A 13176-nucleotide genomic window follows, 5' to 3' on the forward strand; every position below is an offset into this window, starting at 1 on the left:
AAACGGTTAAGGTATACCGTTTACAAATTTTGCTCAGACATCGAAAAGGAACCCGAGATGACCACTACCCTGGCCTCATACACCACCAAGGCAATTCAGAAGCTGCAGAAACTGGGGATTGTACGTGAGCCTGAGCCGGATACCCCCGTCCTGACCCTGCTGGACGCGATTTCCGATCTCGACGCCAACCGCGTCACGGCCATCGGCCGCACGCTGCAACAGCAAAGCGCGTTCAACGCCGTCGTGCGCGATAACATCGCCAATATGGACGTCGCCAACCGTCAGGGTGAAATCGTCAAGGCGTTTGACTCCATCCGCGCCGACGCGACCCAAATGGTGGACTGGCTGGAAGACGGTAAGCTGGATCTCATCGAACGCATCAAATCCGGTTGGATGACGCTGCGCCGCGGCTCCATTCCCGACCGTTTCAACAAAATCAAAGAAACCTACCTTGAGGTGGCGAAAGCGTCCAACGAGCAGATCGCGCGCGAAAAAGCGATTCTCGACGCTTATCAGGATTTCCGCTTCGGCCTGAAAGAAGCGCATGTCGACGCGCAGTCCCTGCTGAACATCGCCGAAGAGAAGGTCGAAGCGCGCCGCAGCACGCTGCAGGCCGCGCAAGCCGCCGTGGAAGGCGCAGAAAACGCCGACGGCGCCGAGCGTTCGCGCCTGGAGCTGGCGCGCGACGAAGCCCTGCGCGCACTGCAACAGGAAGACGAACGCTACCAGATCGTGAAAGATCTGACCGATAACCTGCTTATCGCCTACAACTCCGCCGAAGCGGTATTCGCCCGCCTGCAACAGACCAACACCGTCAAAGAGCGTGTTTATCGCCAGAGCGTGACCTTCTTCAGCACCAACGAGATCGTCTTCACCGCCCTTTCCGCCTCAATGACCTCGCTTCAGGGGCTGGACGAAAGCACCAAAACCCTGGAAGCGATGAAAGCCGGCATCAACGATGGCCTGAACACCATCGCCACCCACGGCACCACCCAGCTGGAGGCCGGTCTGCGCGCAGGTTACGGTTCCACCATCAAAGCCGATTCCGTACGCTCCCTGGTCAACGCCATCGTGACCTTCCAGGAGTCCAGCTACCGCATGATCGACGAACTGCGCACCGAAGCGACGAATAACGCCAACGAAATGGCCGCCATCGTCGAAGACGGCAAACGCCGCTTTGCCGCCGTCGTGACCAAGGCGGAAATGACCCGCTGATTTTTCAGTCCGCCCCCGCCGTTCCCGGCGGGGGCCATTAGGGAGTAATAAGATGCGAGCCTACCGGGTTGCCAGCGTCATGGAGGCATTTGCCAATGACGCGCGCAAAAGCCGCTCGGATGCGGAAGGACTGCTGGCCGACATGCGCAGCCGGCAAATGATGATGCAGGAGCAAATCAGGGCAGCCTACCAACAAATGGCGCGCCTGCTGATGCAGGAGTCTCCTGACGTCGGCGAACTGCAAAATATTCAGGGCTTGCTGAATCAGCTGCAACGGGAGATCCAGTCTACCCGCGACGATCTCGCGCGCAGCGAAGTCACGCTTCAGGAACGCCAGGCCCGGCGCCTGAGCGTACAGGAGCAGATTGACCAATTACTGGCCGAACGGGACAAGCGCCTGGAAGAAACGCCGGACGCCCATCAGGCATACCTGCTGATGAACCAGCTGCAGGGCGACGTCGACACCTTAGCCCACGACCACCACGAACTGGAAAATGAGGTTCAGGAAAAGCAGCGTGAATACGCCGCAGCCCGCCTGTTCATGTTCCTGCTGCGCAGAAAGTTCGGCCAACCGGATTACCGCGCCTGGCCCGTGGCCCGCAATCTCGACGCCTGGCTGGCGCGCACCATCCGCTTTAACGACAATCTGGCGAATTATCAGATGCTCGGCGCGCTGCTTTCTACCTCCGAACGCCGTCTCAGCGCCGCACGCGCTGCGCTGGAAGAACGTGCGGCGCAGCATCAGAGCCGGGTGGCGGCAATTGAAGAACAACTTCAGCTTCCCCTCTATTATCAGCGCCAGAAAAGCAGCGAAGAGGAACTCAGCGCCAGCATGCGCCACATTGCGGACCTGCAAACCAGGCTGGCCCAGTATGCGCAGGGCACAGGACCGCTGTTCGACGCCATCGCCCAGCAGCTTTCCCAGCAGATAGCGCAAATGCCGCACGACCGGCTCGAACTGATGGTGGGGAAAACCGCCTCGCCGGAGGACGATCGCCTGCTCGGCACGGTGCAACAACTCAAGCGCGACGCGCAGGACATCGACGGGCAGATACGCACCCAGGAACTGAGCTGCGTCGCGGTGCGCACCCAGGCGGAACGGGCGGAACAACTGGTGCAGGCGTTTCACCGCAACGGCTACAACGACGCGCAACTGGAGTACGACTGGGGCTTCTTCAACAGCCCGGAAAAACTGTTCACCAGCTATTTGCGCGGCAACAGCGCCCTGAACGACGTTATGCGCCAGCTCAGCGCCATCGCCCGGCGGCGGCCCAGCGGCGGCGGATCGCTGTCGTTTCCCAGCACCGGCGGGTCTTCCGGCTCGATTTTCGGGTCGTCGTCACCCCGTTCATCGGGGGGCGGCGGCGGGTTTCACACCTCTTCGTCGTCCGGCGGCGGCGGTTTTCGCACCACGGATCGTTTTTGATGATTACGTTAACCCAACGACGGGACGGAGCCTGCCCGCATGAGTGAAATTAAGCTGAGCGATCAACTGGGCGCCATGGCGATCATTGATTCGCTTTACGCCCAGCAAATCGCCGTTGAAGAACACCTGAACCTGCCTGAGCTGCGCAGCAAGCTCACCCAGCGCATCCGCGAATATTATCAAAGCGCGGGCGTTGAAATTAACGACGACCTGATCGAACAGGGCGTGAAAAGCTGGTTCACCAACCGCCTGCGTTATAAAGCGCCCCGCCTCACCCTCTGGCAGCGGACGATCGCATACCTGTACGTGACCAGCCGACGCTGGCTTACGGTTATCGGCGTTCTGGTGCTGATCGCGGCGCTGATCGGCGGATACCGCTTTTACACGGCGCGAAGCACGCTTGATGGCCTGAAACAAAACTTTGCCGCCGCGCTGAGCCAGCGCGCCCAACTGGACGAAAAGGCACAGCAACTGGCGCAAAAACTGCCGTCATGGAAGGCCGTCTCACTGACCTACGCCGGGAAGTCCGCCGCCGCCATCATTGCGCAAACCGAAAGCCTGCTCAGTGAGTTCAACGCCAACCGCAAAACGGCAGAACCGCTGGCCGCTTCGGCCGGCAGCGCGCAGATCACGCAGCGGCTCAATACGGAAACCGCCCTGAACGACGCGCAATATGCCCGCCTGGAGCAGGCTCTGGTTCAGATCAACCGCTTGCCGGCGTTGGTGAAGGCCGACCGGGCCTTAAGCGCCGTCGCCCGCGCCCCGGACTATGACGCTTACGTCCGCCGTACGCCTGAGTTAGCCTCGCTGGTTTCCGCCGCGGCGCAGGCGCTGTCACAGGGCGCCGACAATGCGCAGGCCCAGGTCGATAAAGCCGCCAACGCTTTCGAGCGGGAAAAGAACCGCAGCGGCATGATCCAGGCGCTGAACCGTCACGTCGCCAGGCTGGAGGCGCTCCCGCTCTCCGCCGCCGACAGAAGCAGCGTCAACGCGCAGATCGACGGCGTCCGCGCCCTGTCCCAGTCTCCCGACCTGACGCAGCAGGCATGGAACAGCGCTATGAGCGCGCTGGACGACACCTACACGCTGATCGTCACCCCGCTGACGCTGACGGTCGTGGATCGGGTAGGTGAAAACTCCGGCATTGAGCGTACCTATGACAGTTCCGGCGGCAGAAGCTGGTATCTGATTGCTGAAGCCTTAACCGCGCAGGGCAACGCATTCCCGTTGACGATCAAGGACAGCGAAACCGGCGAACTGAAAAAGGTACGCATCTTCGGCATCCGCATCAGCCAAAGCGAGTTTGAAAAGCTCAAGCGCGATAAGCAGGACGACGGCCACATCGACAACGGCCTCGTGGGCAGAAAACCGGCGAACCAGCTCGGCTTTCAGTACGTCCGCCCGGTGATGGAAGGCCGGATTACCACCTGGTAATCCGGTCAACATCATCGGGATCGTACACCCGCGCCTGCTGCTAAAGGCTTCGCATAGCAAACGATGGCACCCCGACGGCTAAACAGGTACTATAGATATATGTTATATCCATGCCGCCGGGCGCTGCGTCTGAAAAAAGATGTCTGAAAAAAGAATTCAACGCGAAAAACTGACGATCAGGAACATGCTGACGCTCTATCAACGCCGTTGCCCGGACGCCAACCCGGACGACGGGCACTACGACGCGCTGTACGCCTTTGCGGAAAAACGCCTCGATCGCTGCGTCTTCGGTACGGAAAAGCCGGCCTGCCGCCAGTGCCCGGTGCATTGCTACCCGTCCGCCAAACGCGAAGAGATGAAGCAGGTCATGCGCTGGGCCGGTCCGCGCATGCTGTGGCGGCATCCGCTGCTTACTGTCCTGCACCTGCTGGATGATAAAAAGCCGGTGCCGGAACTCCCGGAGAAATACCGGAAAAAGAAATAGGCCGTTCTCCCTCCAGCGCTTTCTCATATTGATACGTTTTATCACCCGTTCTCGCGCTACGGCGGGAAAGTTATCATTCCGCAACGCGTACGTCCGCTGAAAACCGCCTTCTCCCGGCTGGCAAGCATCTTGCAGCCCTCTCCCCACGCAAATTTCAGCGGGAGATTCAATTGTGGAGAACCCAAACTGGCCTCAGCTCACGCAAAACATCCTGCGCTGGCGGCGTCATCTGCATCGCCATCCTGAGCTTTCCCATCAGGAGCATCACACCCTGCGCTACCTGCGCACTGAACTGGCGGCGTTTCCTGAACTGCACATCGATTACGTTAAGGGCGGCGGCCTTGTCGCCCGGCTGAAAACGCCGCATCCCGGCCCCGTTATCGCCCTGCGCGCCGACATCGACGCCCTGCCGTTGCAGGAGCAGGTCGCCAGCGATTTTGCTTCGCAAACGCCGGGCGTCATGCACGCCTGTGGCCACGACTGCCATACGGCCATGCTGCTGGGCGCGATCGCGGCGCTGTATCCGCAGCGCGACCGGCTCAGCGGAACATTCATCTTTATTTTTCAGGTTGGCGAAGAGATGCCGCCGGGCGGAGCCAAAGCGTTGGTCGACTCCGGGCTGCTCAACGATGCGCAGCTGTTTTTCGCCCTTCACCTCGACCCGCTGCTTTCCGGCGGGAAACTGCGGATAAAACCGGGCGTCGCCACCGCCAACCGCGATACGTTTACCATCCGGGTGCTGGGAAGGGGCGGCCACAGCGCCATGCCGCACACCTGCCGCGACCCACTGGTCGCCGCCGCCGCGCTGGTCAGCGCATTGCAAACCGTCGTCGCGCGTGAAATCGATCCGGAAGAAACGGCGATTATCTCGCTGTGCAGCCTGATCTGCGGCGACGGCACCATCGCCCGCCTGCCGGACAGCGCCGAACTGTGCGGTACGGTACGTAATTTTTCAGATCGGGTGCAGAATGACATCCGCGCCGCCATTACGCGCATCAGCAGCCAGGTCTGCGCCGCCCTGCGCTGTGAGGCGGAGGTCACGTTCTCATCATGGGATTACCGGGCGGTACATAATCATCCCGACCTCAGCCGCCTCGCCCTGAGCGCCGCACGCGACGCGCTGGGGGAGGAAAACGTGATTGAGGCCGGGCGGCCGGAATGCGTGGGCGAGGATTTTTCGGAGTATCAGCGCGTGGCGCCCTCCTGCTTCGCCTGGCTCGGGGCCGGCACGGCAGGCGGGGAGAATGCGCCGCTGCATAACGTGCGCTTCTGCCCGGATGAGTCGGCGCTGCCGCTGGGCGTTCGCTATTATCTGGCGGTCATTGAACAGGTTCTGCGCCAGTATCAGGCGGAATAAACGGTGCGCGCGTCTTCACCCTCTGGAATGAAGGCGCGCCCCGCTTACCGCAGGCGGTTAAAAACCCAGGCTGTCGAGCAGATCGTCCACCTGGGCCTGGTTCGCCACCACGCCAACGTTATGCTTATTCAACTGCGGCCCGTTGAGCAGGCTGTCCTTATTTTTGTCCACCGGCTTGGTCTGCTCCGGAATATTTTCCAGCAGCACCAGCAGCAGTTGCCGTTCGATCTCCTGAACGACGTCCATCATGCGTTTGATGACCTGCCCGGTCAGATCCTGAAAATCCTGCGCCATCATGATTTCCAGCAACTGGCTGTGGGTAAATGCGGTGTGCTCCGGCACCTCGGCCAGATAACTGCGGGTGTCTTTAACCAGCTCACGCGCGTCACTCAGCTCGATCGGATTGGCGAACCACTCATCCCAGCGCTGCCGCAAACCGGCCGCCCCCTGCTCCAGCTGCGTCTGACGCGGCTGGGCGGCCTCCACGCAGTTCAGCGCCCGCTCGGCCGCCTGCGCCGTCATTTGCACCACGTAGTCCAGACGATCGCGGGCATCAGGAATCGCTTCCGCCGCCTGGGCTATCGCCTGATCCAGCCCCAGCTCCCGCAGGCTGTCGCGCAGCATACGGGTCAGTTGACCAATCCGCGCGATAATTTCCTGGGTATGGCCGGCGTCTTCAACGGGCATCGGATGTTCGTTCATCATGACTCCTTACATGCCGTGTTTTTCAAAAATCTTACTCAACTTCTCTTCCAGCGTGGCCGCCGTGAACGGCTTAACCACGTAACCGCTGGCGCCGGCCTGCGCCGCAGCGATGATGTTCTCCTTTTTGGCTTCGGCGGTCACCATCAGTACGGGCATCGCGTTCAGCGCGCCGTCGGCACGTATGGTCTGCAACAGTTGCAGGCCGTCCATATTGGGCATATTCCAGTCCGATACCACGAAATCAAACGGGCCGGTGCGCAGTTTATTCAACGCATCCACACCGTCTTCCGCCTCTTCGACATTGTTAAACCCCAGCTCTTTCAATAAATTCCGCACGATGCGCCGCATCGTGGAAAAATCATCAACCACCAGGAAACGCAGATTTTTATCCGCCATAATGTGACATACTCCTCAAACAACGTTCTGTTATCCGGCGATGTTACCCGCCTAGATGCGTAATGCCTGTCCCTTGCTTACCTGAGCCAGCATCCGCTGGCCGATATTCTGTAGCCCCACTACCTCATCCACCGCGCCCAGCGCGATGGCTTCACGCGGCATGCCGAACACCACGCAGCTCGCCTCGTCCTGCGCCATCGTGTAGGCGCCGGCCTGACGCATTTGCAGCAGCCCGTTCGCGCCGTCCCCGCCCATACCGGTCAGGATCACCCCGACCGCGTTGCGCCCGGCATTGCGCGCTACGGACTGAAACAGCACATCCACCGACGGACGGTGGCGGTTAACCGGGTCCCCGTGCAACAGGCGCACCGTATAGTTCGCCCCGCTGCGCGCCAGCTCCATGTGACATTCGCCGCCGGGCGCCACATAAGCATGCCCCGGCAGAATACGTTCGCCATCCTCCGCCTCTTTCACCGCAATCTGGCACAGCTTGTTCAGCCGATCGGCGAACGAACGGGTAAAGCCCGCCGGCATGTGCTGCGTAATCATGATCGCCGGGCATCCCAGCGGCAGCGGTTGCAGTACGTGGCGTATCGCCTCCGTGCCGCCCGTGGACGCGCCGATGGCCAGCAGTTTTTCGCTGCCCAGCAGCGGCATCCGGGCCAGCGGCGCCGGGGGCGCGCTGGCAACCTTACTGGCGTTCAGGCGCGCGCGCGCGGCGGTGCGGATCTTCTCGGCGATGATCTCGCTGTAGGCCAGCATGCCTTCGCGAATGCCCAACTGCGGCTTGGTGACGAAATCCACCGCGCCCAGCTCCAGCGCCTTCAGGGTGATTTCCGAGCCGTTCCCGGTCAGGGACGACACCATCACCACCGGCATCGGGCGCAGGCGCATCAGTTTTTCGAGAAAATCCAGGCCGTCCATACGCGGCATCTCAACATCCAGCGTCAGCACCTGCGGCTCGAACTTCTTGATCAAATCCCGCGCCACCAGCGGGTCCGGCGCCACGGCGACCATCTCCATGTCAGAATGACTGTTCACGATTTCCGTCATCAGTTGACGCATCAGCGCAGAGTCGTCAACGCAAAGCACTTTTATTTTACTCATCGATTCCCCTTCCTCAGGCCATAGACCGTCTGCCCGAGCAACACGAAATCGCGACTAATTTGACTAAAGTTTTCCGAGTGCCCGGCAAACAGCAATCCATCCGGCTTCAACATGGGGACGAAACGGTGAAGAATTTTGGCCTGTGTCGTTTTATCAAAATAAATCATTATGTTGCGGCAAAAAATTGCATCAAACGGCCCCGGCAGGTTCCAGCTCGGCGACAACAGGTTAATCATCTGAAAATGCACCCGCCGCGCCAGCTCCGGGCGGACGCGCACCATGCCCTGCTGCGGACCGGTGCCGCGATAAAAAAAGCGTTGCAGCTGATCCGGCCTCAATGCCTTAACCTCATCAAGGCGATAGATCCCGCTGCGCGCCTGAGCCAGCACCTGCGTGTCGATATCGCTCGCCCATACCTGCGGGGTGTTCACCAGCCGCGACCCCTGCGCATCCGCCAGCGTCATGGCGATGGAAAAAGGCTCCTCCCCGGAAGAGGCCGCCGTACACCAGACGCTGTAGTCCCCCGGCCGGTTGCGGGCATGCTCGGCCAATACCGGAAAGTGATGCGCCTCGCGGAAAAACGACGTCATGTTCGTCGTCATGGCGTTGATAAAGGTTTGCCACTCGTCACTGTCAGGATCATCTTCCAGCAATGCCAGATAAGCGCCGAAGTCGTGCAGATTCAGCAACCGCAGGCGGCGCACCAGCCGGTTATAGACCATTTCCCGTTTATGGTCGGCCAGCACGATGCCGGCCCGCTGGTAAATCAGCTGACTGAGCCTGCGAAAATGCGCATCCGATAACTCCAGGCGCTGCGTCAGGGACGGCGCATTTCCGTTCCCCTGACGACGCGAAGGGCGAGGTTCTACCGATAGCGCTCTCATATTTCCCTTTTCCTTATAGTTGTGTTCAGGGCCTTCATTTATCACGCGTCAATATCCTTCTCCTCCAACATGGGAATATATTCCTCCTGAGTCAGGCTCAGGCGGAATACGGCTACCGTTTGGTTAAGCAGATTGGCCTGCTCTTCCAGCGTCAGCGTGGCGGCGGCGGCTTCACCAACCAACGCGGCGTTTTGCTGGGTGACCTGATCCATCTGTGTTACGGCGCGGGAAACCTGCTCGATCCCCCGGCTTTGTTCATCAGATGCCGTGGTGATCTCGGTCATAATGTTGTTCACCCGCCCCACAGAGTTAACGATGCCGTCCATCGCGCCGCCGGCCTTTTCAACCAGTTCGGCGCCCTGTTTAACCTTGTTGACCGAATCATCGATCAACCCTTTAATTTCTTTGGCCGCCTGCGCGCTGCGCTGGGCCAGGCTGCGCACCTCGCCGGCCACCACGGAGAACCCCCGGCCCTGTTCGCCCGCCCGCGCAGCTTCAACCGCCGCGTTCAGCGCCAGAATGTTGGTCTGAAACGCAATGCCGTCGATCACATTGGTTATCTCACCGATCTTCTGCGAACTGCTGCTGATCTCATGCATCGTGCTCACGACATGACTGACGATTTCACCGCCGTCGTTGGCCGCCACTTCGGCATCATGCGCCAACTCTGCAGCCTGACGGGCGTTGTCGGCATTTTGTTTGACCGTCGAGGTCAGTTCTTCCATGCTGGCAGACGTCTCCTGCAACGACGCCGCCTGTTGTTCGGTGCGCGAAGAGAGATCGTCATTGCCGGACGCCATCACCTGAAGCTGCTGGTGAATGGAATCCGCGCCTTTACGCACGTTCATGACCGTCGCCGCCAGCGCCTGCTGCATCGTGTGCAGGTTGCGGTAAACCAGGCCGATCTCATTGCTTCCGCTGGTATCGATGGGTTCAGACAAATCCCCCTGAGCGATACTGTCGAAATGTTTGTTGAGCCGCGCCAGCGGATTAAGCACCGCACGATGCAGCAAATACAGCGCCATCAGGGTGATCAGCACGATAACAACCAGCGTTGCGCCCATGACAATCATGCGAAATTCAAATTGCTTCAGGCTGCCGCCCAAAACGTCATTCAGCGTTTTGTTGATATATTGATTGTATTCATCAACCTGCTTACCAAAATCATCCTGCAACACCTGTACCGGCGCGCCGGTCAGCCAATTCAGATCGCCCCGTTGCAGATAGGGGATCGCGTCGTGCATCATCTGACTGAGTTTGGCGTAGGCAACTTTGGTCTCTTCTGTGTGTCTACGCCCTTCATCCTTTACGCGGGGAATGGCGCTAAACCGGGCAAATGCCTGGTCGGACTTATCCAGATTGCCGCGAACTTCCCCCAGAATTTTATTTAACTGCTCTTCGGGGGCATTCATGGCTATACGAGCGACGGCACGGTTAATGCCGTCACGGATCATGAGCAAATACGCCCAGCTCTGATTCAGCGATTCCCGCTGGGCGTTATAATTGACAAGATTGTTGACGCTCACTTTGTCCGACTGCTGCGTCAAAAAAGATCCGCCGGTAGAAAGCAGCTGCAGAGCGCAATACAGCAACAGCAGCAACGTTACGCTGATCGAAATGCGGATCTTGCTTAGCATGTTAATCACGTTAATCTCCTTATCACCCGCCCGGATTTCATGGTTTGCAATGTTCGCCGCAACGCATGCGGCGAACATCGGGTTCCTCCGGTTATGCCTGATGCAGGCTGTGCATGACGCTGATCAGAATGTCTCCCAGTTATCCGCGCCTTCTGCGGCCGCCACCTTCCGGCGGCTGGCGGAAGGCGCTTCTGCCGGGGCTTTCGCCGCCTGGCTGCGCGTGTCGGCAATGGCTAACGGCGTTTCCTGCGCCAGCCGGAATACAGAAACGGAATTAATCAGGTGACTGGCCTGCTCCTCCAGAGAAACAGCGGCAGCGGCGGACTCTTCCACCAGCGCGGCGTTCTGCTGCGTAACACGGTCCATCTCCGCCACGGCCTGGCCGACCTGATCGATTCCCCGGCTCTGTTCATCCGACGCCGACGCAATTTCACCCATGATGTCGGTAACGCGGGTAACGGCATTGACGATGTCGCTCATCGTATTCCCGGCGCTTTCCACCAGCGCGGAACCCGTATCCACGCGGCTGACGGAATCCTCAATCAACCCTTTGATTTCTTTGGCCGCCTGCGCGCTGCGCTGGGCCAGGCTGCGCACTTCGCCTGCCACGACGGCGAAACCACGCCCCTGCTCTCCGGCACGGGCGGCTTCCACCGCGGCGTTCAGGGCAAGAATGTTGGTCTGGAAGGCGATGCCGTCGATTACGCTGGTGATGTCGGCGATCTTCTGCGAACTGCCGGCGATGTCATGCATTGTTTTCACCACGTTCGCCACCACATCGCCGCCTTTTTGCGCGGTTTCGGAAGCGTTTTGCGCCAGTTGGCTGGCCTGGCGGGCGTTTTCTGCGTTCTGCTTCACGGTGGCGGTCAACTGCTCCATACTGGCGGCGGTTTCTTCCAGCGAGGCGGCCTGCTCTTCGGTGCGTGAAGAAAGGTTATTGTTTCCGGCGGAGATCTCTCCCACGCTCTGATAGATGGTGTCGGCCCCTTTACGTACGTCGCCGACGGTACGTACCAGCTCCGCCTGCATATGCTGCACGGCGCCGGCCAGTTGCCCCATTTCGTTCGAGCCTTCACCGGCGAGCTTCTGGGTCAGGTTGCCGTTGGCGATTTCGTTGAGGTGAGAATTGATACGACGCAGCGGATGGATCAGCGTCTTATGAATGCCGCCCCATACGACGAGCAGAATCACAATGATCGCCGCCACGCCGGCTCCCATCGTGATCAGGGAAGAACGGTATGCATCGCCATTTTCGGCGACGATTTGATCGTAACGCGCGTCAACCCGGCGCTGATAGTCGATAAACGCCTTTTCAAACGCGGACTGGAAATCCTGGGTCGGCTGCTCGAAGAACTGTTGGATCTGACCTTGCTCCATCAAAACGATCAGTTCCGCCAGGGCATCGTGAAAGACTTTATACCGTTGGCTCAGTTCACTATCGGCGTTCATCGGAAAGCCATCGATCTCCGGCCCGTTTTCAAAATTGTCCCACTGCCTTTCCGCGGTTTTGATCGCGAAGCGGATCTGCTCCAGCAACTCCTTCACCGTCGGGCCGGCGCCCATATTGTTGGCATCCATCATGTAACGCATTCCCGCCCGGTTCAGGGTATTGCGGGTTTGCAACAGCGCAGTCCAGCTGTCGGTTAACGTTTGCTGTCTTTGCCGGATTTGCTGCAAAACTGAAAGGTTATCTTTGTCATGAGTCAGTGCGTTAAAGAAGATGCTGCCCGAAGCCAGCTGCATCAACGCAAACAGCCCCAGTACTAGTATCAGGCTGGTCGTGACTTTTATACGATATAAGCGCTTTAACATAGTTTTTCTATTCCACAAGGATCGTTGATTAATGCCTTTGCCCGTAATGTGTATCGGCACTCATATGGGAAACTTTAGTCAGGGTTAAGAAATTTCTTAGCACAGAGAGGCGGGCTGTCTGCTACGAATGGGGTATGCGAAAAGTTATGGATTTCATCACGTTCCCGCGGCGGGAAACCGCGGGCCTGATGGCCCGCGAGACATCGTTTTTAGCTTGCCATGGCGTCAACCAATGCCATCTCTTCGCTGCTGAGCAGCTTCTCGATATCCACCAGAATCAGCATGCGTTCACCCAGTGAACCCAGGCCGGTCAGATATTCGGTGGAAAGCGTTACGGTAAACTCCGGCGCGGGACGGATTTGATCAACGTTGAGGGACAATACGTCCGACACGCCGTCCACCACGATCCCTACCACCCGGCTCTGAAGATTCAGCACGATAACCACGGTATTCTCATCATAGGTGACGCTTTGCTGAGAGAACTTTATCCGCAGGTCAATGATCGGCACGATTACGCCGCGCAGGTTGGTGACGCCTTTGATGAACTCCGGGGTATTGGCAATGCGCGTCACTTTGTCGTAACCGCGGATCTCCTGCACCTTGAGAATATCAATGCCATACTCTTCCTCACCCAGGGTGAAAACCAGAAACTCCTGGCCCACCGTCTCCGCCGCCATTTTTGATATATTGGTCAGCCCCGTCATTGCTGTCACTCCCAC

At 59.2% G+C, this 13176-nt stretch carries 12 protein-coding genes; 5 read left to right on the plus strand and 7 right to left on the minus strand.

What is annotated here, in order from left to right:
* The first annotated feature begins 57 nt into the window (after window positions 1-57).
* The 5 genes from C8D90_RS04400 (at window position 58) to C8D90_RS04420 (ending at window position 5916) form a co-directional block, all read left to right on the plus strand.
* Window positions 58-1215: a merozoite surface protein 3b gene (locus C8D90_RS04400; RefSeq protein ID WP_115457155.1), complete on the plus strand. Its 1158-nt coding sequence runs from the start codon at window positions 58-60 to the stop codon at window positions 1213-1215.
* A 52-nt stretch (window positions 1216-1267) separates the two neighbouring features.
* Window positions 1268-2641, plus strand: a complete 1374-nt coding sequence (locus tag C8D90_RS04405; RefSeq protein ID WP_115457156.1) for a coiled-coil domain-containing protein — start codon at window positions 1268-1270, stop codon at window positions 2639-2641.
* Between the two features lie 39 nt (window positions 2642-2680).
* Window positions 2681-4075 (plus strand): DUF6384 family protein, encoded by a 1395-nt coding sequence (locus C8D90_RS04410; protein ID WP_115457157.1) that lies wholly within the window; start codon window positions 2681-2683, stop codon window positions 4073-4075.
* 139 nt (window positions 4076-4214) lie between these two features.
* Entirely contained in the window at window positions 4215-4559 is a 345-nt protein-coding gene (locus C8D90_RS04415; RefSeq protein ID WP_115457158.1) for a nitrous oxide-stimulated promoter family protein, read from the plus strand.
* 172 nt (window positions 4560-4731) lie between these two features.
* Complete coding sequence (locus C8D90_RS04420; protein WP_162844354.1) at window positions 4732-5916, plus strand: M20 metallopeptidase family protein; 1185 nt, start codon at window positions 4732-4734, stop codon at window positions 5914-5916.
* Between the two features lie 57 nt (window positions 5917-5973).
* Here the strand turns inward: C8D90_RS04420 and cheZ are convergent, their stop codons facing one another.
* The 7 genes from cheZ to cheW form a co-directional block, all read right to left on the minus strand.
* Window positions 5974-6618: a protein phosphatase CheZ gene (gene cheZ, locus C8D90_RS04425; RefSeq protein ID WP_115457160.1), complete on the minus strand. Its 645-nt coding sequence runs from the start codon at window positions 6616-6618 to the stop codon at window positions 5974-5976.
* A 9-nt stretch (window positions 6619-6627) separates the two neighbouring features.
* Window positions 6628-7017, minus strand: coding sequence for a chemotaxis response regulator CheY (gene cheY, locus C8D90_RS04430; protein WP_115457161.1), 390 nt, complete (start codon window positions 7015-7017; stop codon window positions 6628-6630).
* 51 nt (window positions 7018-7068) lie between these two features.
* The gene (locus C8D90_RS04435) at window positions 7069-8124 is read right to left on the minus strand and encodes a protein-glutamate methylesterase/protein-glutamine glutaminase (protein ID WP_115457162.1); all 1056 of its coding nucleotides are present in this window, start codon (window positions 8122-8124) and stop codon (window positions 7069-7071) included.
* On the minus strand, window positions 8121-9008 hold the full coding sequence (gene cheR / locus C8D90_RS04440) for a protein-glutamate O-methyltransferase CheR (RefSeq protein ID WP_115457281.1): 888 nt from the start codon (window positions 9006-9008) through the stop codon (window positions 8121-8123). Before cheR ends, C8D90_RS04435 begins: the two co-directional genes overlap by 4 nt.
* 41 nt (window positions 9009-9049) lie before the next feature.
* Window positions 9050-10645, minus strand: a complete 1596-nt coding sequence (locus C8D90_RS22370) for a methyl-accepting chemotaxis protein (RefSeq protein WP_115457282.1) — start codon at window positions 10643-10645, stop codon at window positions 9050-9052.
* Between the two features lie 123 nt (window positions 10646-10768).
* Window positions 10769-12457 (minus strand): methyl-accepting chemotaxis protein, encoded by a 1689-nt coding sequence (locus C8D90_RS04450; protein ID WP_115457163.1) that lies wholly within the window; start codon window positions 12455-12457, stop codon window positions 10769-10771.
* Between the two features lie 209 nt (window positions 12458-12666).
* Complete coding sequence (gene cheW / locus C8D90_RS04455) at window positions 12667-13161, minus strand: chemotaxis protein CheW (protein ID WP_115457164.1); 495 nt, start codon at window positions 13159-13161, stop codon at window positions 12667-12669.
* Window positions 13162-13176: the final 15 nt, after the last annotated feature.

Source organism: Enterobacillus tribolii (assembly GCF_003363015.1).
GTDB classification, from domain to species: Bacteria; Pseudomonadota; Gammaproteobacteria; order Enterobacterales; family Enterobacteriaceae; genus Enterobacillus; species Enterobacillus tribolii.

Excerpts from the sequence above, each read along its gene's own strand:
- C8D90_RS04400 (WP_115457155.1), top strand. The coding sequence starts at position 58 with ATGACCACTACCCTGGCCTCATACACCACCAAGGCAATTCAGAAGCTG.
- C8D90_RS04405 (WP_115457156.1), top strand. The coding sequence starts at position 1,268 with ATGCGAGCCTACCGGGTTGCCAGCGTCATGGAGGCATTTGCCAATGAC.
- C8D90_RS04410 (WP_115457157.1), top strand. The coding sequence starts at position 2,681 with ATGAGTGAAATTAAGCTGAGCGATCAACTGGGCGCCATGGCGATCATT.
- C8D90_RS04415 (WP_115457158.1), top strand. The coding sequence starts at position 4,215 with ATGTCTGAAAAAAGAATTCAACGCGAAAAACTGACGATCAGGAACATG.
- cheZ (WP_115457160.1), bottom strand. The coding sequence starts at position 6,618 with ATGAACGAACATCCGATGCCCGTTGAAGACGCCGGCCATACCCAGGAA.
- cheY (WP_115457161.1), bottom strand. The coding sequence starts at position 7,017 with ATGGCGGATAAAAATCTGCGTTTCCTGGTGGTTGATGATTTTTCCACG.
- C8D90_RS04435 (WP_115457162.1), bottom strand. The coding sequence starts at position 8,124 with ATGAGTAAAATAAAAGTGCTTTGCGTTGACGACTCTGCGCTGATGCGT.
- cheR (WP_115457281.1), bottom strand. The coding sequence starts at position 9,008 with ATGAGAGCGCTATCGGTAGAACCTCGCCCTTCGCGTCGTCAGGGGAAC.
- C8D90_RS22370 (WP_115457282.1), bottom strand. The coding sequence starts at position 10,645 with ATGCTAAGCAAGATCCGCATTTCGATCAGCGTAACGTTGCTGCTGTTG.
- C8D90_RS04450 (WP_115457163.1), bottom strand. The coding sequence starts at position 12,457 with ATGTTAAAGCGCTTATATCGTATAAAAGTCACGACCAGCCTGATACTA.
- cheW (WP_115457164.1), bottom strand. The coding sequence starts at position 13,161 with ATGACGGGGCTGACCAATATATCAAAAATGGCGGCGGAGACGGTGGGC.